We start from the raw sequence: 21,826 nt of genomic DNA, 5'->3' as shown, positions 1-21,826 counted from the left end.
CCCTGACCAGCCCGTCCAGCGCTCCCGACCCCACGGCACGCGCCTACACCACCGACCGTCCCGCGCCCGGCCCCGCTCCGGCGAACCGATCCGAGCCGGCACCCGCGCCGCTCATGGTGACCAAGGAGCACCGCCGATTCGGTGAGTTCGCCGAAGCCGTCCGCCGCAAGCGCTACATCGGCCTGTGCTACGGCGGCCCCGGCGTCGGCAAGACCGAATCCGCCCGCGCCTACACCCGCTGGGACCAGCTCGCCCCGCACCTCAACGGGCAAGGCTCGGCCGCCGCGCCCGAGGCCGACGACGTCCTGGCCGTCCGCGCCGTCATGTACACCCCCAAGGTCCACAGCACCCCGGACAAACTCGACAAGGAGATCTCCCTGCTGTGCGACCGGCTCGGCCGCACCGTCGACCTGATGCTGCAGACCGGCCGAGGCAATGGCGACAGCCCTCCACCAGGCACCAGTTCCACCGGCGCCGAACTGCTCATCGTGGACGAAGCCGACCGGCTCAAGACCGCAGGACTCGAACAACTCCGCGATCACCACGACCGCATCGGCATCGGCGTGATCCTCATCGGCATGCCGGGCATTGAAAAGCGCCTGGCCCGTTACCCCCAGCTCTACTCCCGGGTCGGCTTCATCCACCACTACAAACCCCTCTCGATCGATGAGCAGGCTCACGTCCTCGACCGCAAGTGGCCCCACCTCCGCCTCGGCACAAGCGATGATTTCGCCACCACCGAAGCCATCGCCGCCATCACCCGCATCACCAGCGGCAACTTCCGCCTCATCACCCGCCTCGTCGACCAGATCGAACGCGTCCTGGAAATCAACCAGCTCACCACCGTGACCAAGGAAGTCGTCGAAGCCGCCCGCGAAAACCTGATCATCGGAGTCATGTGAGGCGCCCGCCTCGAACCCGCGATCCACCACATCGACAAGCTCCGGCCCCGCCACGGCGGGGCCATATTCTTGCTGTCAACAGATCACGCTGGCCAAATAGCTCCGGAGATCCCGGCCATTTTTCTCCGGAACTTACAACCGTGACACCGGCATCCGCGCGGTCGCCGCCGACGAACACGGCTCGTGGCCCGCCACCCGTGGGATCGAGAGCCGCGACACGAGATCAATACCGGACTGGACGTGTCCGAGTCAGGGAACGCCGGTGACTCGATCATCCACTTCGGCAAGGGCGGCGTCGGCCGGGCCGGCGGCGATGACCGCGTCGAGCATGCCTTGTGACGCCTGCAGATCTTCGATCGCATGGGTGATGCGTTCACGCTCTTTGCGCAGTTGCGCCACCAGGTCGAGCACACGGGCGCCAGGCTCCCGGCCCTCGGCCGCCCCTACTGGCTCGACCAGCGGCCGGTGAAGAGCTCCTCGCCCGGCGGCGAACCGGGCAACGGGTCATGTCCCGGCCGCAACCCGTCGAGCGCTATCGCGATCAGCCGTCGGCGGGCCTCGGTAGCGGCGGACAGCAGGTCGCCCCTGCCCTGCTTGCGAAGCTGATCGACCACGGGGGAACGGCCGAACTGCTCGATGAGCAGCGAGATGTCGACCGCGGTCACATCCCTGCGGAGGACGCCGGCCTCGTGCGCTCGGCGCACCAGCTCGTCGAACAGCTCATCGCCGCGGCGGGACTTGGCGTCCATCTCCTGGGTCACCTCGATGGCACCGGCGATGGGCCCCAGCGAGCCCTGCCCGAACTCGACGCAACCGTAGACGAATGCCGCCAGGCCCATCCACGGATCGGGATCAGCCAGGCCCTGCTCGGCCGCCTCGTTCCAGTGGTCGAGGGACAGCACACTGAGCCGCTGGAACAGCTCTTCCTTCGTCTTGTAACGGCGGTAAAGACTGCCGATGCCGATGCCCGCCCGGGCGGCGATGGCGGCGACGGAGGCGTGCGCCCCGTCTTCGGCGAGCACATCCCGAGCGGCCTGGAGCAATGCGCGGTCGTTGCGTTCTGCGATGTCTTTGCGCGTGATCATCACCACGTACCTTACCAGTTGCGGAGTGACTCGCTCCGGCATAGTCTCGGCGCGGAGCGAAACGCTCCGCCATTTGAGGAGATACGACATGAACTCCGATATCGAGGCGATCGAGCAGGTCGTCCGCGCCGCCGAAGAGCTGCAGAGCGACGTGACCGGTTTCACCGGGCTGCTGACCGAGGAGGTGACCCTGGTCAACTTCACCGGGACCCGCCTGCGCGGCCGCGAGCAGGTCAAGAAGGTCATGGCCGAGGCGCTGCGCACCCCGCTGAAGGACGTGCTGACCAAGAACGAACTGCTCGACGTCACGTTCCTGCGGCCGGACGTGGCGCTGGCCGGCCTGATCAAGCACGTCAACGACGACCGCACGGGAGCGCTGACGTTCGTGCTGGTCAAAGACGGCGGAACCTGGCGGATCGCGCTGGCCCAGACCACCCCGGTGGTGAAGCCATGAGCGTGGCTCTGGTCATCGGCGCCACCGGCCGGCAAGGCGGCGCCACCGCACGTCACCTGCTGAGCCGCGGCTGGCAGGTCCGCGCCCTGGTCCGCGACCCGGAGAGCCCCGCCGCGCGCCGCCTGGCCGGCACCGAGCTCACGGTCGGTGATCTGGGAGACCTCGCGTCCCTGGAGCGGGCCGTGCGTGGCGTCGACGCCGTGTTCAGCATGCAGGCCCTGGCCTACGAGCCGGAGACCCTCAAGGCCGAGGTGCGGCAGGGCATGCTCGTCGCCGACGTCGCCCTGGATGCCGGAGTCGGGCACCTGGTCTACAGCTCGGTCGGCGGTGCCGAGCGACGCACTGGAATCGAGCATTTCGAGAGCAAGGCGGCAATCGAGTCCTACATCCGGGCTCTGGGGTTGCCCGCGACCATCCTGCGGCCGGTGTTCTTCATGGACAACCTGCTGCACTACGCCGGCGCCGCAGGCGAACGGGTGATGGAGCTCCCGGTGCTCCCCGACCGGCCGATGCAGCTGATCTCCACCGACGACATCGGCCGTATTGCCGCGCATGTCATCGACCACCGGGACGACTACCTGGGCAGGGAACTCGAGATCGCCGGTGACGAGCTGACCTTCTCCCAGGTGGCCGGAATCTACGAGAAGATCACCGGAGTGCCGACGCGCCTCGTCCCCCTGCCGGTCGAGGGCAGGATGTTCGAGTGGTTCGCAGAGAGCGGCTACCAGGCCGACCTCGCTGGGCTGCGTGACCACTTTCCCGGCTTGCTCACTTTCCAGGACTGGCTCGGCGGGCAGGTCCGCAAGATGTGATCTGGCCGACTGGGGGCGGGCGCCGACGCCCGCGCCGCCCCTCTCGTCGGGGCCGCCCTCGTCGCCGGTCATGCCCAGCCGCCGTCGCCCGGCCGCCATTTAAGATCAACTATTTGGCGGCCGGTGTCACGACTCTTCCCGACACCCCCGGTACGCGGTGATTCCTCCCCCGGTGGCCGAAGGTCCCCGTCGTTGAGGACCTCCGGCCGCTGCCCGGCGGGCCCCCGCGGCGGTGTGATGAGAGATGCGAGCGGCACGGGAAGCCCGGAGGAGGTCCGGCCATGCACGTGAAGGTCAAGGACGTCATGACGACGGAGGTGGCGTCGGTCAACGGCTCCACCCCGTTCAAGGACGTGGCGGAGGTGCTCATCGCCCACGGTGTGAGCGCGGCCCCCGTGGTGGACGCCGAGGGGCACGTCGTCGGCGTCGTCTCGGAGGCGGATCTGCTGCGCAAGGAGGAGTTCAGGGAGCGCTACTACCGCGAGGGCTACCAGCCGCCGCTGCGCTCCAGGCTGCGCGACCGCCTGAGCACCAAGGGCGGGGACGGCCGGGCCAAGGCCCGCGGCGACACCGCCGCCGAGCTGATGACGGCCCCCGCGGTCACCGTACGGGCGCACGCCTCGATCGTCTCGGCGATGCGGCTGATGGAGGAGCACGGGGTCAAGAGGCTGCCCGTGGTGGACGCCGAGGGCGTCCTCCAGGGCATCGTCAGCCGCCACGACCTGCTGAGGGTCTTCGTCCGCGACGACGCCGACATCGCCGAGGAGGTGCGCCGGGACATCCTCGACCGCACCCTGTGGGCCGAGCCCAGCACCGTCTCCGTCACGGTCCATCAGGGCGTCGTCACCCTGACCGGGCGCATGCACCGGCGCAGCGACGCCCGCCTGGCGACACGGATGGTGCAGCGGGTCAACGGGGTGGTCGACGTGGTGGACGATCTGCGGTGGACCCTGGACGACACCCCGGCCTGGAGCGGCCGGTAGCCACGCGCTCCGCGGGGGCCGCCGGGACGGATCACCCGTCCGGACCGGCGGGGCCCGCCGGAGCCGCTCCTTCCGTGCCCGGCCCTCCGGGGTCGCGCTCAGTCCTCCGGGGCCGTCCTCGCCAGGGTGGCCCGGCCGGTTCCGGCCGCCTCCGCCGGGCGGTCCGCGGGTTCGCCGGTCAGGTCGCCGGCCAGGTCGTCGTGGTCGTAGGTGACGTCGATCCGCAGATCGACGACGCCGTCCGCCTGCTGCGCGGCCTCGGCCAGCCTGGCGATCTGCGACCGCCTGGCCAGCCTCCCCTGGATGTGGACCACGCCGGCGTCCACCGAGATCGTGAGCGTACGGGGGTCCAGCCGCAGCCGGGCCACGGCCGCCGCCACGTCGGCCAGGACCTCCGGCGCCCGCCGGGCGAAGATCCTCAGCAGGTCGGCCTGGTGCACGGTCCCGGCGATCCGGCCGCTGACGGCGTCGATCACCGGTAGCTGCCTGACCCCGTTGACGTGCATCAGGAGGGCCGCCTCCCGGATGGAGGTCTCTCCCACGACCGTGGGCGCCGGGCTGGCCATGAGCTCCTCGGCGGTCATCTCCATGATCCTCCGGCGGTCCGGATGCCGCCCGCCGCCCGCGGGCGCCTCCTCGCCGCGCGGAAAACCCTCCCCGCCGGGCAGCAGGTCCTCCTCCGACACCGTGCCGACCGGACGCCCGTCGGCGTTCACCACCGCGACGGCGTCCACCTTGAAACGGCGCATGGTCGCGACGAGCTCGGCGAACGTCGCGTCGCGCTGGACCGCGATGGCCACCCTGCCCATGACGTCCTTGACCCGCATGACCATGGTCTCCTCCCAACCTAGTCGGCCCCGGCCCGCGCGACCCCGGCGGGCGCGACGTCCTCCTCCTCCCGAAGGGCCGGCACCGGGACGACCGCGACGGCGCACGCGCTGCGCTGGAGGATCGACCTGGTGACCGAGCCCAGCCGCCCGTGCCCGCGCGCCCCGCCGACCACCACCAGGCTCGCCTCCCTGGAGAGGTCGGCGAGGACGTCCTTCGGCGGCCCGGCGACGCCGTGGATCCGGACGGCCACCTCCGGGTACCTGAACTGCCACGGCCGCAGCCGCTCGGCCATCTCGCCCTCGGTCGTCTTCGCGACGGTCCCCGGCTCGGCCGTCGGCGGCCCCTGCGACAGCCACGACGCCGGCTGGAGGGAGACGCCCTGCACCGCCACCAGGCTGAGCTGCCGCACGTCCGCCTCGCCGAAGGCGAACCCGATCGCCTCGTCGCGCGTGTCCGCGGCCATGCCCAGGACCACGGCTCCCCGGCGCAGCGGCACGGGGATCGGGCCGGGACCGCGCACCACGACCACCGGGCAGCACGCGTGCGCCGCGACGTAGCCGGCGACCGACCCCAGGACCGTCCTGGCCAGGGCGCCCATGCCGCGCGATCCGACCACGACCAGCTCGGCGCGGGCCGACAGCTCCACCAGCCGTTCGGCCGCGGACCCCTCGTACAGGTCGGTGGTCACCTCGGCGATCGAACTGCACGAGCGGGCGCAGTCGGCGCCGTGGTACAGCACGTGTTCGGCCGCCTTGCGCAGGTGGAGCTTCGCCTCCTCCTCGGCCTGGCCGTACGGCCAGCGCCAGGCGTGGGCCACCCTCAGCGGCAGCTGCCGCAGCTCCGCCTCGTCCATCGCCCATTCCAGGGCCTGCATGGAGAAGTCCGAGCCGTCGTAGCCGACGACCACCTCGCGGGTCTCGGTCATCCTTCTCACCCCCTCCCATGGTCGGGAGGGGGGCCTCCGGAACGGCAGGGCGGAAGGTCCCACCGGCGTGGGACCTTCCGCCCTCGTCCTCCGCCCGCGCGGGCGGCCCCGTCATGGGCCACCCCGCGGTCCGTCGTCGTTCCCCGTTCCCCGCCCGCGCGGACGGTCCCTCACTCCCGTCCGCGCGGGTCCTCAGAGTTTGGTGACGCGGACGGCGTCGGCGATGACGTAGCCGGTGCCGGCGGTCCAGCGGCTCACGCCGACGACGTTGTAGGTGCCGGCGTTGAGGGAGAAGGTGCCGATGCTGCGCCATGCTCCGCCGCCGGAGCGCTGGTCGACGTAGACGGTCTGGTTGCCGCCGGAGGTGGCCACGATGTACGGCGCGGAGCTGTTGTAGCCCGCGTCGGCCGGGTACCACACCTCGACCTTGTAGCTTCCGGCGCTGGGGATGCTCGCCTGGTACCAGGCCACGTCGCTGGAGGAGACGGGGTCGGCGAACCGGTAGTCGGCGCCGTAGCGCTGGCCGGAGTAGGTGGAGGTGCCCCAGCTGGAACCCGCGGTGAACCCGGGGCCGGAGTTGTCGACGATCACGCTGAACTGGCCGGACCCGCTGCCGGTGACCACCTTGCCCGCGCTGGGCCCGCTCTCGGTGTGCAGGCGGTCCAGGGCGGTCACGTAGTAGGTGTAGGCGGAACCGGCCGCCGCGCCGGCGTCGGTGAAGGACGTCGCGCGGGTGGTGCCGACCAGGTTGCGGGCGTCGGCGAAGAAGCACGGGTCGGCCGCGCTCTGGGAGCCGTCCACCCGGTAGACCGCGTACGAGACCGGGGTGCCGGTGCCGCCGCGCTGCCATGACAGCGCCACCCCGCCGGTCCCCCGGGTCGCCGAGGTGATCGAGGGGCCGGCCGGCGCGGTGCCGGCGCCGTACGCGGGCACCAGGGCGGGCTTCGAGTAGTGGGCGGCCACCAGCGTGGAGACGGCGCCGATCCGGTCCGCCCTGACGTCCTTGGCGCTGAAGAAGACGTCGCCGAGCACCTCGGGGTGCTGGCGGTTGTAGGTGAGGTGGTCGCTGAGCTCGCCGGGCCGCTGCCAGGCCGCGCTCTCGCCGGACGCTCCGGCCCGGTAGGCGGCCTGGCCGACGAACAGCTGGACGCCGGTGCCCCGGACCGTGCCGGCCCACCAGGCGGTGAGCGTCTTGTAGTCGGCCACGTTGTAGCCGATGTTCCAGTAGATCTGCGGCGCGATGTAGTCGACCCAGCCCTGTTTCACCCACAGCCGGGTGTCGGCGTAGATGGCGTCGTAGGACTGCATGCCGGAGGTCTGCGAGCCCAGCGGGTCGGTCGAGGCGTTGCGCCAGATGCCGAACGGGCTGACGCCGAACTTCACCCACGACTTGGCCGCGTGGATCCGCTGGTCCAGCTCCTTGACCAGGAGGTTGACGTTGTCGCGGCGCCAGTCGGCGATGTTGGCGAAGCCGCCGCCGTACTGGGCGTAGGCGGCCGCGTCAGGGATCGTCTCACCGCTGGCCGGATAGGGGTAGAAGTAGTCGTCCAGGTGCACGCCGTCGATGTCGTACCTGGTGACGGCGTCCATGACGGCGTCCTCGATGAAGTCGCGGACCACCGGGATCCCCGGGTTGTAGTAGAGCTTGCCGCCGTAGGCGAACCTCCAGTCGGGGTGCTGGCGGGCCGGGTGGGTGGACACCAGGCGGGTGGGGTCGGCGTGGTTGGCGATCCGGTACGGGTTGAACCACGCGTGGAACTCCAGGTTCCGGGCGTGCGCCTCGCTGACCATGAACGCCAGGGGGTCGTAGCCGGGGTTTCCGCCCTGGGTTCCGGTCAGCCACTGCGACCAGGGCTCGTACGGCGAGGGCCAGAACGCGTCGGCCGTCGGCCGGATCTGCACGACGACGGCGTTCATGCGCTTCTGCACCGCGAGGTCCAGCCAGGCGCGGAACTCGGCCTGCTGCGCCGAGGCGCTCAGGCCGGTCCGGCTCGGCCAGTCGATGTTGGCCACGCTGGCCACCCACATCGCGCGGAGCTGGCGTTTGGGGGTCGCGGGGTCGGTGGCGCAGGCGGCGAGGGCGGTGGCCGCGTGCGCCGTCCGCGGGGTGGTCACGGCGGCGGTGGCGGCGGTCGTGGGGGTGAAGGCGAAGGTGAGGGCGAAGGCGAGGGCCGTCGCGGCAATGCGGCCGAGGGCGGCGAGCCGCCGCTTGCGGCCCGCTCGAGGCGTCGTCACAGAAAAGAAGTTTCAGACCAATCCCCCGAAAGTGCAATAGTCTTCATCGCCCCTCCGCGGGGCCGGAGGCGGACGGGACGAGCCCAAAGATTTTGGAACGTGCCATAACAAAGATGCCCGGATCAGGCAAGCCGAACGTTCGGCGAAGACGGAAATCTTCTTCTAACTCGCCAGTAATGTCAATTATCGACATTTGTCAGATAAAGGCCGTACTGTGCAGCCGTTGGCACCCCCCAATCAAGGAGCGACCATGACGCTCACCCGTGCCCGGTCAGCAGCCACAGCCGCCGGCTTACTCTCCGCCCTCCTGATCTTCGGAGGTCATCCGGCATCCGCCGCCCCGACCACCCCGGCCGCGTCCGAGGGGCCCATGGCCGCCGCGTTCGCCCGCGCCGCCGCCACCTACGACGTCCCGCGCGACCTGCTCGTCGCGCTCGCCTACTCCGAGACCCACCTCGACGGGCACGGCGGCGCGCCGAGCGCGAGCGGCGGCTACGGCGTGATGCACCTGGTCAGCAACCCCGCCGCGCACAGCCTGGAGAAGGCCGCCCAGATCACCGGCCAGCCGGCGAGGACGCTGCGCGGGGACGACGCCGCCAACATCCTCGGCGGCGCCGCGGTGCTGCGGTCCTACGCCGACGAGATCGGCCTCGACGCCGCCGCCCGCAAGGACGCCGGCCGCTGGTACGGCGCCGTCGCCAAGTACGGCAACGCCTCCACCCCCGAGGTCGCCCGGCTGTACGCCGACACCGTCTACAACTTCCTCGGCACCGGCATCGACACGCCCAAGGTCAAGGTCGCCCCGCAGGAGGTCACCGCCGACCGCGGCGAGTACGCCAAGGCCGCCGACCTCAACGCGCCGGCCAACACGCTGGCCGCCAGCGCCGACTACCCGGCCGCGTCCTGGGTGGCCGCCAGCTCCAGCAACTACACCGCCTCCAGCCGCCCGTCGAGCTACGCCATCGACCGGGTCGTCATCCACGTGACCCAGGGCTCCTACGCCGGCTCGATCTCGTGGTTCCAGAACCCCAGCGCCCAGGTCTCGGCGCACTACGTGATCCGCTCCTCCGACGGCGCCGTCACCCAGATGGTCCGCGAGAAGGACGTCGCCTGGCACGCCGGGAACTGGACCTACAACACCCGGTCCGTCGGCATCGAGCACGAGGGCTACGTCAGCGACGCCTCCTGGTTCACCGACGCGATGTACCGCTCCTCGGCCGCGCTGACCCGCGCGATCTGCGACAAGTACGGCATCCCCAAGGATCGCTCCCACATCATCGGGCACAATGAGGTGCCCGGCGCCACGCACACCGACCCCGGCACGTACTGGAACTGGACCAAGTACATGCAGTACGTGACCGGCAGCGGCGGCGGCACCGCCTGGTCGGCCACCGTGGACAACACCACCGCCGGGAAGTTCACCGCCAGCGCCAACTGGGGCACCTCCACCTACTCCGGCCAGCGCTACGGCGCCGACTACCGGTTCGCCGACCCCGTCTCCTCCAGCGACGTGGCCTGGTACCAGGCGAGCATCCCCAGCGCCGGAAGCTACAAGGTCGAGGTGTGGTACCCGGCCGACGCGGGCTACAACAGCTCCGCGCCGTACATCGTGGCCACCTCCGGCGGCAACCAGACCGTCTACGTCGACCAGCGCTCCGGCGGCGGAGCATGGCGCAGCATCGGCACCTTCTCCCTCAACGCCGGCACCTACAACGTCGTCGGCGTGAGCCGCTGGACCGCCGGCACCGGCTACGTCATCGCCGACGCCATCCGCGTCACCAAGCTCTGACCTCGGACGCACCGTCCGGCACCGGGTACGGCTCGCACCTCCGCGGAGGTGCGAGCCGTACGCGCGTCCCCGACCGACCGCGTCTGGAAGCGCACTGGAACGGGCGCCGATGATCTCCGAACCGCGTCTGGAAGCGCGCCGGAACCGGCGCCGATGATCCCCGCATCCCCGGGGCCCGGCGTCAAGAAGGCAGGGCGTGGAATGCGGCGACCGGCGTGCCCCCGTCGCCGAACGGACCGGCTCGGGCGAGCCGCGCGGCGATGCCGCAGGTGACACCGAGGATGGTCGCCGGGGCTACCGCTCGCCGCGCCGACCGGCCCACTCGGCGCTGGATGACCGCAGCAGGCGGACCCCGTAATTACGCTGCCGCTCAGCCGAAGGGGCCGGCCGTCCCGCCAGCCCCTCTCCAGTCCTAGGAGATGTGTTGACCACTCCCGGAAAGGATCGCAGCGATCGCAGTCCGTGGAACTGGCTGTTGATTGTACCGATCGTCCTGCCTTTGTTGCCATTTCTCTTCAACGCCGACGGGCCCCGGCTCTTCGGCTTCCCCCGCTTCTACTGGCTCCAGCTCGCGTTCATCGTGGTCGGCGTCACCTGCACCACGATCGTCTACCAGATGACCAAGCGGAAGCGGTGAGCCGATGAGCGAACACCTGACCGAGATCATCATCTTCACCTTCCTGTTCCTGCTGGTCAGCGGCATGGGCTTCGTGGCCGCGCGCTGGCGGCGCCCCAACGACCTGGCCACGCTCGACGAGTGGGGACTGGGCGGCCGGAGCTTCGGCTCGTGGATCACCTGGTTCCTGGTCGGCGGCGACCTCTACACCGCGTACACCTTCGTCGCGGTGCCGGCGCTGCTGTGGGGAGCCGGGGCCACCGGTTTCTTCGCCGTGCCGTACACGATCGTGGTCTACCCCATCGTGTTCCTCGTGCTGGTCCGGCTCTGGTCGGTCTCGCACGTCCACGGCTTCGTCACCCCGGCCGACTTCGTCCGGGCGCGGTTCGACTCCCCCACCCTCGCGCTGCTGATCGCCGTCACCGGCATCGTCGCGACGATGCCCTACATCGCGCTGCAGCTCGTCGGCATCGAGGCCGTGCTCAAGACGATGGGCGTGACCGGCCACCTGCCGATCATCATCGCGTTCGCCATCCTGGCCGCCTACACCTACCAGTCGGGCCTGCGCGCCCCGGCGCTGATCGCCTTCGTCAAGGACACGCTGATCTACCTGGTGATCATCGTCGCGGTCATCGTCATCCCGGCGAAGCTGGGCGGCTGGGACGGGATCTTCGACGCGGCCAAGGCCAAGTTCGACGCCTCCCCGGCACCTGGTGACGGTCCCCTCCTCAACGCCAACAACCAGCTCCAGTACGTCACGCTGGCGCTGGGCTCGGCACTCGCGCTGTTCCTCTACCCGCACAGCGTCACCGGTGTGCTGGCGTCCAGGAACCGCGACGTGATCAAACGGAACATGTCCGCGCTGCCCGCCTACAGCCTGCTGCTCGGCCTGATCGCACTGCTCGGCTACATGGCCATCGCCGCCGGGGTCAAGCCCATCGGCACCGACAACAACACGATCGTCCCGCAGCTCTTCGACAAGATGTTCCCCGACTGGTTCGCCGGGGTCGCCTACGCCGCCGTCGGCATCGGCGCGCTGGTCCCCGCCGCGATCATGTCGATCGCGGCCGCGAACCTGTTCACCCGCAACATCTACCGCGAATACCTGAAGCGGGACGCCACCGACGCCGACGAGGCCCGCGTCTCGAAGATCACCTCGCTGCTCGTCAAGGTCGGCGCGGTGCTGTGCATCCTGTTCCTGGACACCGGCTTCTCCATCGACCTGCAGCTCATCGGCGGCGTCATCATCCTGCAGACCCTTCCGGCCGTGGCGCTCGGCCTCTACACCCGCTGGTTCCACCGGGCCGGCCTGATCGCCGGCTGGATCGCCGGAATGGCGGCCGGGATGATCATGCTCTACAACATCTCCAACCCCGCCACCGGCAAGATGCACTTCGCCGGATCGGCGTTCCCGCTGGAGCAGCTGGGCTTCGACACCAAGATGACCGTCTACGCGGGCATCCTGGCGTTGCTCGTCAACCTGGCCGTCGCGGTCATCGGCACGTTCGTCGCCCGGGGCGCCAGGCTCGGCGAAGGGAACGACGTCACCCAGCCCGACCACTACTTCGCCGACGAGGGTGACCCCCGGGTCAAGGAGCTCGACCTCACCCACTGACCTACGAGAGCGGGAAAAGCCCGGGAAACCGGAAACCACAGAGACCGGGAAACCGGGAACCGCGGAGGCCCGGGAGGCCCGGAACCACAGAGAGCGGGAACCACTGAGGCCGGGAAAAGCTCGGGAAATGCGGAAAGGGCCGCTCCCCTGGTGAAACCAGGGGGCGGCCCTCTCCAAAAGATTGTCCGGCGGCGACCTACTCTCCCACACCGTCCCCGGTGCAGTACCATCGGCGCTGAAGAGCTTAACTTCCGGGTTCGGAATGTAACCGGGTGTTTCCCCTTCGCCATAACCGCCGTAACACTATGAAACACACAAACACACGCACCCAACCCGAAAACCAGTTCCGGGGGTGCAGGCGGTGCCTGCTGCCTCAGAATCACACAGTGGACGCGAGCAAAACCAGTGATCACGCGCTGCTCCGGACCCGGCGAAGAGTACAGAGCGCTGCAGAAAACCACACGAACGCTTTATGGTCAAGTCCTCGGCCTATTAGTACCGGTCAGCTCCACACATTACTGCGCTTCCACCTCCGGCCTATCAACCCAATCGTCTATTGGGAGCCTTACCCCCTCACGGGGTGGGAGACCTCATCTCAAGGCAAGCTTCCCGCTTAGATGCTTTCAGCGGTTATCCCTCCCGAACGTAGCCAACCAGCCGTGCTCCTGGCGGAACAACTGGCACACCAGAGGTTCGTCCGTCCCGGTCCTCTCGTACTAGGGACAGCCCCTTTCAAGTCTCCTGCGCGCGCAGCGGATAGGGACCGAACTGTCTCGCGACGTTCTAAACCCAGCTCGCGTACCGCTTTAATGGGCGAACAGCCCAACCCTTGGGACCTACTCCAGCCCCAGGATGCGACGAGCCGACATCGAGGTGCCAAACCATCCCGTCGATATGGACTCTTGGGGAAGATCAGCCTGTTATCCCCGGGGTACCTTTTAGCCGTTGAGCGACGGCGCTTCCACATGCCACCGCCGGATCACTAGTCCCAGCTTTCGCTCCTGCTCGACCCGCCGGTCTCACAGTCAAGCTCCCTTGTGCACTTACACTCGACACCTGATTGCCAACCAGGCTGAGGGAACCTTTGGGCGCCTCCGTTACCCTTTAGGAGGCAACCGCCCCAGTTAAACTACCCACCAGACACTGTCCCTGATCCGGATCACGGACCCAAGTTAGACGTCCAAAACGACCAGAGTGGTATTTCACCAATGACTCCACCGGAACTAGCGTCCCAGCTTCACCGTCTCCCACCTATCCTACACAAACCGTTCCAAACGCCAATGTCAAGCTGTAGTGAAGGTCCCGGGGTCTTTCCGTCCTGCTGCGCGTAACGAGCATCTTTACTCGTAGTGCAATTTCGCCGGGTCTGCGGTTGAGACAGCGGGGAAGTCGTTACGCCATTCGTGCAGGTCGGAACTTACCCGACAAGGAATTTCGCTACCTTAGGATGGTTATAGTTACCACCGCCGTTTACTGGCGCTTAAGTTCTCACCTTCGCACACCCGAAGGCATGCTAAGCGGTCCCCTTAACGTTCCAGCACCGGGCAGGCGTCAGTCCGTATACATCGTCTTACGACTTCGCACGGACCTGTGTTTTTAGTAAACAGTCGCTTCCCCCTGGCCTCTGCGGCCCCCACCAGCTCCGAGTGCAAGACTCATCACCAGCGAAGGCCCCCTTCTCCCGAAGTTACGGGGGCAATTTGCCGAGTTCCTTAACCGCAGTTCACCCGATCGCCTTGGTATTCTCTACCTGACCACCTGAGTCGGTTTCGGGTACGGGCCGCCATGACACTCACTAGAGGCTTTTCTCGGCAGCATAGGATCACCCACTTCGCCACAATCGGCTCGGCATCACGTCTCAGACCCATGAGAGGCGGATTTGCCTACCCCTCGTCCTACACGCTTACCCCAGGAACAACCATCGCCTGGGATGGGCTACCTTCCTGCGTCACCCCATCGCTTACCTACTACCAGATCAGGTCAGGCGTTCAGCCTCACCCCAGACCCGAAGGCCCGGAGGGCTTAAGGACCCTTAGTATCACTGGGTTCAGTATGGGCGCATCACAGCGGGTACGGGAATATCAACCCGTTGTCCATCGACTACGCCTGTCGGCCTCGCCTTAGGTCCCGACTTACCCTGGGCGGATTAGCCTGGCCCAGGAACCCTTGGTCATCCGGCGCAGAAGTTTCTCACTTCTGATTCGCTACTCATGCCTGCATTCTCACTCGCACGGCCTCCACAACTGGATCACTCCGCTGCTTCGCCGGCCGCACGACGCTCCCCTACCCATCCACACCCCTCGACAAAAGCCAGGGTTGATGTGTGAATGCCACGACTTCGGCGGTGTACTTGAGCCCCGCTACATTGTCGGCGCAGAATCACTTGACCAGTGAGCTATTACGCACTCTTTCAAGGGTGGCTGCTTCTAAGCCAACCTCCTGGTTGTCACTGCGACTCCACATCCTTTCCCACTTAGCACACGCTTAGGGGCCTTAGTCGGTGGTCTGGGCTGTTTCCCTCTCGACTACGGAGCTTATCCCCCGCAGTCTCACTGCCACGCTCTCACTTACCGGCATTCGGAGTTTGGCTGACGTCAGTAACCTTGTCGGGCCCATCGGCCATCCAGTGCTCTACCTCCGGCAAGAAACACGCGACGCTGCACCTAAATGCATTTCGGGGAGAACCAGCTATCACGGAGTTTGATTGGCCTTTCACCCCTAAACACAGGTCATCCCCCAGGTTTTCAACCCTGGTGGGTTCGGTCCTCCACGCGGTCTTACCCGCGCTTCAACCTGCCCATGCCTAGATCACTCCGCTTCGGGTCTGCAGCATGCGACTCAAACGCCCTATTCAGACTCGCTTTCGCTACGGCTACCCCACACGGGTTAACCTCGCCACACACCGCAACTCGCAGGCTCATTCTTCAAAAGGCACGCAGTCACATCACGAGCAGGGCGAACCCCGCTCACGCTCCTACGGCTTGTAGGCACACGGTTTCAGGTACTGTTTCACGACCCCTCACCGGGGCACTTTTCACCTTTCCCTCACGGTACTAGTGCACTATCGGTCATCAGGGAGTATTTAGGCTTACCAGGTGGTCCTGGCAGATTCACACAGGATTTCTCGGGCCCCGTGCTACTTGGGATCCCCTCCAGCAGTCGACAGGATTTCGCCTACCCGGCTCTCACGGTCTCCGGCGCCCCTTCCCAGAAGCTTCGGCTACCCCATCGATTTCTCACTGCTCACAGTCCCGGCAGAGACTGTCAGAAGGTCCCACAACCCCGAACACGCAACGCCCGCCGGCTTTAACACGCGCCCGGTTTAGCCTCTTCCGCTTTCGCTCACCACTACTCACGGAATCACTATTGTTTTCTCTTCCTACGGGTACTGAGATGTTTCACTTCCCCGCGTTACCACCAACCGCCCTATACATTCAGGCGGAGGCAACACCACATGACTGGTGCTAGGTTTCCCCATTCGGACATCCCCGGATCAACGTCTGGTTGGCGACTCCCCGGGGCTTAACGCAGCCTCCCACGTCCTTCATCGGCTCCTGATGCCAAGGCATCCACCGTGTGCCCTAAAAAACTTGGCCACAAAGATGCTCGCGTCCACTATGCAAATCTCAAACAACACGCAGCGACCATCACGACCCCACCACCAGACACCCACCCCACAAAGAGGCGAGCCGGTATGACAGGCGGACGGTCCCGCAGAGGGAAAACCAAACCAGCGAGCCCGCCCGAACAGCGGGCCCGCCTGGTCCGTTTCCTCAGGACCCAACAGTGTGTTCACCCGGACCTCACCCCGACGACCCCGTTCCCACTCCCGTCCCCCCGAAGGAGGCAGGCGGTACTAGCGGCCCGGCGACCCGGTCCGACTGACTAGCCAGTGCTCCACTAATGAGCGCACCGTGCGCGAGACGTTCGCTCGCGGCCACGGCATGGACCGACCAGGCCACCCAGCGGGTGAACCGGATCAGCCGGTGCTCCTTAGAAAGGAGGTGATCCAGCCGCACCTTCCGGTACGGCTACCTTGTTACGACTTCGTCCCAATCGCCAGCCCCACCTTCGACCGCTCCCCCCAAAGGGTTGGGCCACGGGCTTCGGGTGTTGCCGACTTTCGTGACGTGACGGGCGGTGTGTACAAGGCCCGGGAACGTATTCACCGCAGCGTTGCTGATCTGCGATTACTAGCGACTCCGACTTCATGGGGTCGAGTTGCAGACCCCAATCCGAACTGAGACCGGCTTTTAGGGATTCGCTCCACCTTGCGGTATCGCAACCCTCTGTACCGGCCATTGTAGCATGTTTGCAGCCCAAGACATAAGGGGCATGATGACTTGACGTCATCCCCACCTTCCTCCGAGTTGACCCCGGCAGTCCCCCATGAGTCCCCACCACCCCGAAGGGCGTGCTGGCAACATGGAGCAAGGGTTGCGCTCGTTGCGGGACTTAACCCAACATCTCACGACACGAGCTGACGACAGCCATGCACCACCTGTCACCCAGTCCGAAGAGGGCTCTGTCTCCAGAGCTTTCCGGGCGATGTCAAGCCTTGGTAAGGTTCTTCGCGTTGCGTCGAATTAAGCAACATGCTCCGCCGCTTGTGCGGGCCCCCGTCAATTCCTTTGAGTTTTAGCCTTGCGGCCGTACTCCCCAGGCGGGGCGCTTAATGCGTTAGCTACGGCGCGGAAACCGTGGAAGGCCCCCACACCTAGCGCCCAACGTTTACGGCGTGGACTACCAGGGTATCTAATCCTGTTCGCTCCCCACGCTTTCGCTCCTCAGCGTCAGGTAAGGCCCAGAGAACCGCCTTCGCCACCGGTGTTCCTCCTGATATCTGCGCATTTCACCGCTACACCAGGAATTCCGTTCTCCCCTGCCTACCTCTAGCCAGCCCGTATCGAATGCAGACCTGGAGTTAAGCCCCAAGCTTTCACATCCGACGCGACAAGCCACCTACGAGCTCTTTACGCCCAATAATTCCGGACAACGCTTGCGCCCTACGTATTACCGCGGCTGCTGGCACGTAGTTAGCCGGCGCTTCTTCTGCAGGTACACGTCAACTTCGTCCCTGCTGAAAGAGGTTTACAACCCGAAGGCCGTCATCCCCCACGCGGCGTCGCTGCGTCAGGCTTCCGCCCATTGCGCAATATTCCCCACTGCTGCCTCCCGTAGGAGTCTGGGCCGTGTCTCAGTCCCAGTGTGGCCGGTCGCCCTCTCAGGCCGGCTACCCGTCGTCGCCTTGGTAGGCCGTTACCCCACCAACAAGCTGATAGGCCGCGAGTCCATCCCCAACCGAAAAGACTTTCCACACGCATCCCATGCGGAAGCGTGTCGTATCCGGTATTAGACCCAGTTTCCCGGGCTTATCCCAGAGTCAGGGGCAGGTTACTCACGTGTTACTCACCCGTTCGCCGCTCGAGTACCCCGAAGGGCCTTTCCGCTCGACTTGCATGTGTTAAGCACGCCGCCAGCGTTCGTCCTGAGCCAGGATCAAACTCTCCAAACAATGTCTACAGAGTTTCTCCCGGCTGAAAGCATCCCCGTCCCGGCAAAGGAGACGAGGTGCATCAACCAAAGGAATCCGTCCTCCCACCGAGGCGGGTGGGACGGGGTTGTGCATCATGCACTGGCTTTTAACACACTGTTGAGTTCTCAAGAAACGGACGCGTTCACCGTCGATCCGGACCCTCAGGCCCGTTTCTCCGGGGCGTTTCGTTCGTTTCGTTGTGCCTTTATTCTTTCAGACCGGCTTTTTCGTGTCAAACCGCTCTTTCGGAGCGATTTTCTTCGATTCCACCGACCCGAAGGGAATTCGGGCGTCCCGTTTCCGGGACAACCCCTCTAACTTACTCCGTCATCCGATTCATGTCGAATCGAACGCCGCCGGGACACAGAGATCCCAACGGATGGATCAAGTAGTGGGGTGGCTCTGAGATCACGGCGACTCCGCCGTCTCCCTCAGGCCTGGTGAACTTTATGAACACCGGGCCGCATCGTCAAATCGACCGCGCGCCTGCGGCCCTCGCTGGTCCGCCGGCCCTCCGGCCGGGGAAAGGGCGCCTTCTGACGCCTCCCACCGGCACCCGGCCCCACCCTCCGTGGACCCGGAGCGTGGACCCGATACCGGTGCTATTAAGAAGAACAAGTGGATCGCCGGGTTTGTTCCCGGATCTCCGCCTCCACCGGAGAGCGCGTCCGCTGGCAGAACACGCTCCCCGGCACGAACGCCGTGCCCCCGGCCTGATCCCGTACCGGCGATGGGCGTCCCACGCGAGAGCCGCCCCGCCGCTTGGCGGCAAAGCGGGAACAGACCCGCGGCAAAGCGAGAACGGACCCGCAGCGAAGCAGGGACGGAGGGTGCCTGTCCCCGCGGAGACGAAGCCGTGGCTCCGCCCCCTGCCCGGGAATGTTCTTCGCGTTCCCGGGCAACCAGGAGACACGCGGAACGGTTCTCAAGGCCGTGTGGACGTTCACCTCCGCGTGAGCATCCACACGAGCCACTTCTACAGGGGGGGACACGCAGGTGACGGGGAGAATGCGCGTGGCGGCCAGGCGTGCGGGGGTACGTCTGCTGGACACGGTCAACGGGAGGCGCGCGCGGCGCGCGCCGGCGGCCGACACCGGAACGGTCCGGATCCTGCTCCAGCACGCCTACGGCATGGGCGGCACCATCCGGACGGTGCTGAACCTGGCGGGCCATCTCGCCCGGGAACGCGACGTGGAGATCGTCAGCGTGGTCCGCGCGGCCGAGCATCCGTTCTTCCCGATCCCGCCGGGGGTGCGGGTGACGTTCCTGGACGACCGGACGCGACCGCGCGGCCCGGTCGCCCGCCTGCTGTCGCGCTTCCCGAGCGTCCTGGTGCCGAAGCAGGAGAACGTGTACGGGTCCGTCTCGCTGTGGACCGACCTCCGCCTGGTGGCCTATCTGCGGTCCATGCGGACCGGCGTGGTCATCTCCACCCGGCCGGGGTTCAACCTGATCACCGCGCTGTTCGCGCCGCCGGAGGTGCTGACGATCGGCCAAGAGCACGTGGCGCTGGAGGTCCACGCCCCCGAGATGCGACGGCTCATCAAACGGCGGTACGGCAGGTTCGACGCGTTCGTCACCCTCACCGAGGCCGACCGTGCGCACTACGCCAAGGTGTTGCGACACGACCCTCCGGCCCGTCTGCTGTGCATTCCGAACGCGGTCCCCGAGCTGACCGGTGACGTCTCCTCCCTGGAGGAGAAGAGCGTGGCCGCCATCGGCAGGCTGGTGCACGCCAAGGGCTTCGACCGCCTCGTCAAGGCGTGGGCGCCGGTCGCGGAGGCGCACCCGGACTGGGTGCTGCGCATCTACGGCGGCGGTACCCAGAAGGCCGAGGAGCGGCTCCGCGCCAGGATCGAGAAGGCCGGTCTGACGGGCAGGGTGCTCCTCATGGGCAGTTCGAGCGAGATCGGCGCCGAGCTGGCCAGGTCGTCGATCTACGTCGTCAGCTCCCGCTACGAGGGGTTCGGCATGACGATCCTGGAGGCGATGAGCAAGGGCGTGCCCGTGGTGAGCTTCGACTGCCCGCACGGTCCCAGGGAGATCATCACCCACGGGCACAACGGGCTGCTGGTGCGCCCGCAGAAGCCTGCGCTCCTGGCAGAGGCGATCTCGCGGCTGATCGAGGATCCCGGGCTGCGCCGTACCCTCGGCCGGAACGCCCTGCGCACGGTGCCCGCCTACTCCCTTGACGCGGTCGGCGCCAGGTGGGACGCGCTGCTCGACGATCTTCAGCGTACGGCGCGCGGCGGCGTCGAGACGCTCCCGGTCCGCGACGAGACCCGCGGCGAGACCCGGGAGGAGACCCGCGGCGAGGTCCGCGGCGAGACCCCCGGTGAGGCCGGCGGTGAGGCCGACCGCACGCCGTACCCGATCGCTTCGTAGTCCTGAGGGGTCCCCCTCGACGCTCTCCTCGGCGGCGCTTCGGGGGGCCCCGGCACCTCCGGACATGGGCCCATGAAATCGTGGGAGAAAGCCCATGATCGGGAGTTGAAGATGACGAAGGCGCGTATCGGAGTCACCGGTCTGGCCGTGATGGGAGCCAACCTCGCGCGGAACCTGGCCCGGCACGGGCACACGGTGGCCGTGCACAACCGCTCGCGGTACCGGACCGACGCCCTGCTGAAGGAGTACGGCCACGAAGGGGAGTTCGTCGCCTGTGACACCCCGGAGGAGCTGGTCGCGGCGCTGGAACGGCCCCGGCGCGTTCTCATCATGGTGAAGGCGGGCGCGCCGACCGACGCGGTGATCGAGGAGTTCGCCCCGCTCCTGGAGCCGGGCGACATGCTGGTGGACGGCGGGAACGCCCATTTCCTGGACACCCGGCGTCGGGAGGCGGCGCTGCGGGAGCGGGGGATCCACTTCGTCGGCACGGGCGTGTCCGGCGGCGAGGAGGGCGCGCTGCTCGGGCCGAGCATCATGCCGGGCGGGTCCAGGGAGTCCTACGAGGCGCTGGGTCCGCTGCTGGAGGACATCGCCGCCAAGGTGGACGGCGTGCCCTGCTGCACGCACATCGGGCCGGACGGCGCGGGGCACTTCGTCAAGATGGTCCACAACGGCATCGAGTACGCCGACATGCAGCTCATCGCCGAGGCGTACGACCTGCTGCGGCAGGCCCTCGGGATGAGCCCGGCCGAGATCGCCGACGTCTTCGAGGAGTGGAACCGGGGCGAGCTGTCGTCCTACCTCATCGAGATCACGGCGGAGGTGCTGCGGCAGGTGGACGCCGCCACCGGCCGGCCGCTGGTGGATGTGATCGCCGACCGGGCCGAGCAGAAGGGCACCGGCCGCTGGACCGTCCAGAACGCGCTGGAGCTGGGCGTCCCGGTGAGCGGCATCGCCGAGGCGGTGTTCGCCCGGTCGGTGTCCGGCCACACGGAGCTGCGGCGGGCCGCGCGGGACCTGCCCGGCCCGGCGGACGCGCCGCAGGCCCCGCCGGCCGGGGACCGTGAGGGCCGCGCGGAGTTCGTGGAGGACGTACGGCGGGCGCTGTACGCGTCGAAGATCATCGCCTACGCGCAGGGGTTCGACCAGATCCGGGCCGGCAGCGCCGAGTACGGCTGGGACGTCGATCCGGGCGCGCTGGCCACGATCTGGCGTGGCGGGTGCATCATCCGGGCGGTCTTCCTCGACCGCATCCGCGAGGCGTACGAGCAGGAGAGCCCTCCGGTGACGCTGCTGACGGCGCCGCTGTTCGCCGAGGCGCTGGGCCTGGCGCAGGAGCCGTGGCGGCGGGTGGTGGCGACGGCGGCCGGGGCGGGCGTCCCGGCGCCCGGTTTCTCGACGGCGCTGGCCTACTACGACTCGCTGCGGGCGGGCCGGCTGCCCGCCGCGCTCGTCCAGGGGTTGCGCGACTTCTTCGGCGCGCACACCTACCAGCGGTCCGACCGGGAGGGGACCTTCCACACGCTGTGGTCCGGCGACCGTACGGAGATCGAGGTCTGACGGCGGCGGGGACGGGCGTCTCCGGGTGAGCCCGGACGGCTCACCGCACGGGTGAGGGACGCCCGCTCCCGCGGCGGACACCGGGCGGCGCGACTCGA

At 67.5% G+C, this 21,826-nt stretch carries 14 protein-coding genes and 3 rRNA genes; 9 read left to right on the top strand and 8 right to left on the bottom strand.

The window, feature by feature from the left end; all coding sequences use genetic code 11:
* Positions 1-113 precede the first annotated feature (113 nt).
* Positions 114-902: an AAA family ATPase gene (locus tag ACQP10_RS16495; protein WP_433541663.1), complete on the top strand. Its 789-nt coding sequence runs from the start codon at positions 114-116 to the stop codon at positions 900-902.
* A gap of 249 nt (positions 903-1,151) precedes the next feature.
* Here the strand turns inward: ACQP10_RS16495 and ACQP10_RS16490 are convergent, their stop codons facing one another.
* Both ACQP10_RS16490 and ACQP10_RS16485 read right to left on the bottom strand, forming a co-directional pair.
* Positions 1,152-1,313 carry a hypothetical protein gene (locus ACQP10_RS16490; RefSeq protein ID WP_346019843.1) on the bottom strand — a complete coding sequence of 54 codons (162 nt, stop codon included), beginning with the start codon at positions 1,311-1,313 and terminating at the stop codon, positions 1,152-1,154.
* A 32-nt stretch (positions 1,314-1,345) separates the two neighbouring features.
* Positions 1,346-1,987, bottom strand: a complete 642-nt coding sequence (locus tag ACQP10_RS16485; protein WP_390001485.1) for a TetR/AcrR family transcriptional regulator — start codon at positions 1,985-1,987, stop codon at positions 1,346-1,348.
* An 88-nt stretch (positions 1,988-2,075) separates the two neighbouring features.
* Between ACQP10_RS16485 and ACQP10_RS16480 the strand changes: the two genes are divergently transcribed.
* From ACQP10_RS16480 to ACQP10_RS16470, 3 genes are all read left to right on the top strand, one after another.
* Positions 2,076-2,441, top strand: coding sequence for an SgcJ/EcaC family oxidoreductase (locus ACQP10_RS16480; RefSeq protein WP_346019845.1), 366 nt, complete (start codon positions 2,076-2,078; stop codon positions 2,439-2,441).
* Positions 2,438-3,253: an NmrA/HSCARG family protein gene (locus tag ACQP10_RS16475; protein WP_346019846.1), complete on the top strand. Its 816-nt coding sequence runs from the start codon at positions 2,438-2,440 to the stop codon at positions 3,251-3,253. The genes ACQP10_RS16480 and ACQP10_RS16475 overlap by 4 nt, the downstream gene beginning before the upstream one ends.
* Before the next feature lie 281 nt (positions 3,254-3,534).
* Positions 3,535-4,236 carry a CBS domain-containing protein gene (locus ACQP10_RS16470; protein ID WP_346019847.1) on the top strand — a complete coding sequence of 234 codons (702 nt, stop codon included), beginning with the start codon at positions 3,535-3,537 and terminating at the stop codon, positions 4,234-4,236.
* Between the two features lie 98 nt (positions 4,237-4,334).
* Here ACQP10_RS16470 and ACQP10_RS16465 read toward each other — a convergent pair whose 3' ends face one another.
* The 3 genes from ACQP10_RS16465 to ACQP10_RS16455 all read right to left on the bottom strand — a co-directional run bounded on the left by ACQP10_RS16465 (position 4,335) and on the right by ACQP10_RS16455 (position 8,227).
* Positions 4,335-5,063, bottom strand: a complete 729-nt coding sequence (locus tag ACQP10_RS16465; protein ID WP_346019848.1) for a CBS domain-containing protein — start codon at positions 5,061-5,063, stop codon at positions 4,335-4,337.
* Between the two features lie 20 nt (positions 5,064-5,083).
* Complete coding sequence (locus ACQP10_RS16460) at positions 5,084-5,992, bottom strand: universal stress protein (RefSeq protein ID WP_346019849.1); 909 nt, start codon at positions 5,990-5,992, stop codon at positions 5,084-5,086.
* A 192-nt stretch (positions 5,993-6,184) separates the two neighbouring features.
* On the bottom strand, positions 6,185-8,227 hold the full coding sequence (locus ACQP10_RS16455) for a family 10 glycosylhydrolase (protein ID WP_433541662.1): 2,043 nt from the start codon (positions 8,225-8,227) through the stop codon (positions 6,185-6,187).
* 370 nt (positions 8,228-8,597) lie between these two features.
* On the opposite strand from ACQP10_RS16455, the gene ACQP10_RS16450 reads away from it, so the two are divergent.
* From ACQP10_RS16450 to mctP, 3 genes are all read left to right on the top strand, one after another.
* Positions 8,598-10,016, top strand: a complete 1,419-nt coding sequence (locus ACQP10_RS16450; protein WP_433541661.1) for an N-acetylmuramoyl-L-alanine amidase — start codon at positions 8,598-8,600, stop codon at positions 10,014-10,016.
* Positions 10,017-10,437: 421 nt separating this feature from the next.
* On the top strand, positions 10,438-10,653 hold the full coding sequence (locus ACQP10_RS16445; protein ID WP_312873453.1) for a DUF3311 domain-containing protein: 216 nt from the start codon (positions 10,438-10,440) through the stop codon (positions 10,651-10,653).
* Between the two features lie 4 nt (positions 10,654-10,657).
* Entirely contained in the window at positions 10,658-12,247 is a 1,590-nt protein-coding gene (gene mctP / locus ACQP10_RS16440; RefSeq protein WP_179823927.1) for a monocarboxylate uptake permease MctP, read from the top strand.
* 183 nt (positions 12,248-12,430) lie between these two features.
* Here mctP and rrf read toward each other — a convergent pair.
* From rrf to ACQP10_RS16425, 3 genes are all read right to left on the bottom strand, one after another.
* A 5S ribosomal RNA gene (gene rrf, locus ACQP10_RS16435) occupies positions 12,431-12,547 on the bottom strand.
* Between the two features lie 172 nt (positions 12,548-12,719).
* Positions 12,720-15,843, bottom strand: a 23S ribosomal RNA gene (locus ACQP10_RS16430).
* Positions 15,844-16,244: 401 nt separating this feature from the next.
* Positions 16,245-17,762: ribosomal RNA gene (locus ACQP10_RS16425) — 16S ribosomal RNA — on the bottom strand.
* Together the 16S, 23S and 5S rRNA genes form the textbook arrangement of a ribosomal RNA operon.
* Before the next feature lie 1,029 nt (positions 17,763-18,791).
* On the opposite strand from ACQP10_RS16425, the gene ACQP10_RS16420 reads away from it, so the two are divergent.
* Positions 18,792-20,168 (top strand): glycosyltransferase family 4 protein, encoded by a 1,377-nt coding sequence (locus ACQP10_RS16420; RefSeq protein WP_346019920.1) that lies wholly within the window; start codon positions 18,792-18,794, stop codon positions 20,166-20,168.
* A 111-nt stretch (positions 20,169-20,279) separates the two neighbouring features.
* A complete protein-coding gene (gene gndA, locus ACQP10_RS16415; RefSeq protein ID WP_179817698.1) occupies positions 20,280-21,728 on the top strand; it encodes an NADP-dependent phosphogluconate dehydrogenase in 1,449 nt (482 codons plus the stop codon).
* Positions 21,729-21,826: the final 98 nt, after the last annotated feature.

This window comes from Streptosporangium sandarakinum (assembly GCF_050942225.1).
GTDB classification, from domain to species: domain Bacteria; phylum Actinomycetota; class Actinomycetes; order Streptosporangiales; family Streptosporangiaceae; genus Streptosporangium; species Streptosporangium nondiastaticum.
This window is presented reverse-complemented; position numbering and strand designations above follow the sequence as displayed.

Excerpts from the sequence above, each read along its gene's own strand:
- ACQP10_RS16495 (WP_433541663.1), top strand. The coding sequence starts at position 114 with ATGGTGACCAAGGAGCACCGCCGATTCGGTGAGTTCGCCGAAGCCGTC.
- ACQP10_RS16485 (WP_390001485.1), bottom strand. The coding sequence starts at position 1,987 with ATGATCACGCGCAAAGACATCGCAGAACGCAACGACCGCGCATTGCTC.
- ACQP10_RS16480 (WP_346019845.1), top strand. The coding sequence starts at position 2,076 with ATGAACTCCGATATCGAGGCGATCGAGCAGGTCGTCCGCGCCGCCGAA.
- ACQP10_RS16475 (WP_346019846.1), top strand. The coding sequence starts at position 2,438 with ATGAGCGTGGCTCTGGTCATCGGCGCCACCGGCCGGCAAGGCGGCGCC.
- ACQP10_RS16470 (WP_346019847.1), top strand. The coding sequence starts at position 3,535 with ATGCACGTGAAGGTCAAGGACGTCATGACGACGGAGGTGGCGTCGGTC.
- ACQP10_RS16465 (WP_346019848.1), bottom strand. The coding sequence starts at position 5,063 with ATGCGGGTCAAGGACGTCATGGGCAGGGTGGCCATCGCGGTCCAGCGC.
- ACQP10_RS16460 (WP_346019849.1), bottom strand. The coding sequence starts at position 5,992 with ATGACCGAGACCCGCGAGGTGGTCGTCGGCTACGACGGCTCGGACTTC.
- ACQP10_RS16450 (WP_433541661.1), top strand. The coding sequence starts at position 8,598 with ATGGCCGCCGCGTTCGCCCGCGCCGCCGCCACCTACGACGTCCCGCGC.
- mctP (WP_179823927.1), top strand. The coding sequence starts at position 10,658 with ATGAGCGAACACCTGACCGAGATCATCATCTTCACCTTCCTGTTCCTG.
- ACQP10_RS16420 (WP_346019920.1), top strand. The coding sequence starts at position 18,792 with ATGCGCGTGGCGGCCAGGCGTGCGGGGGTACGTCTGCTGGACACGGTC.
- gndA (WP_179817698.1), top strand. The coding sequence starts at position 20,280 with ATGACGAAGGCGCGTATCGGAGTCACCGGTCTGGCCGTGATGGGAGCC.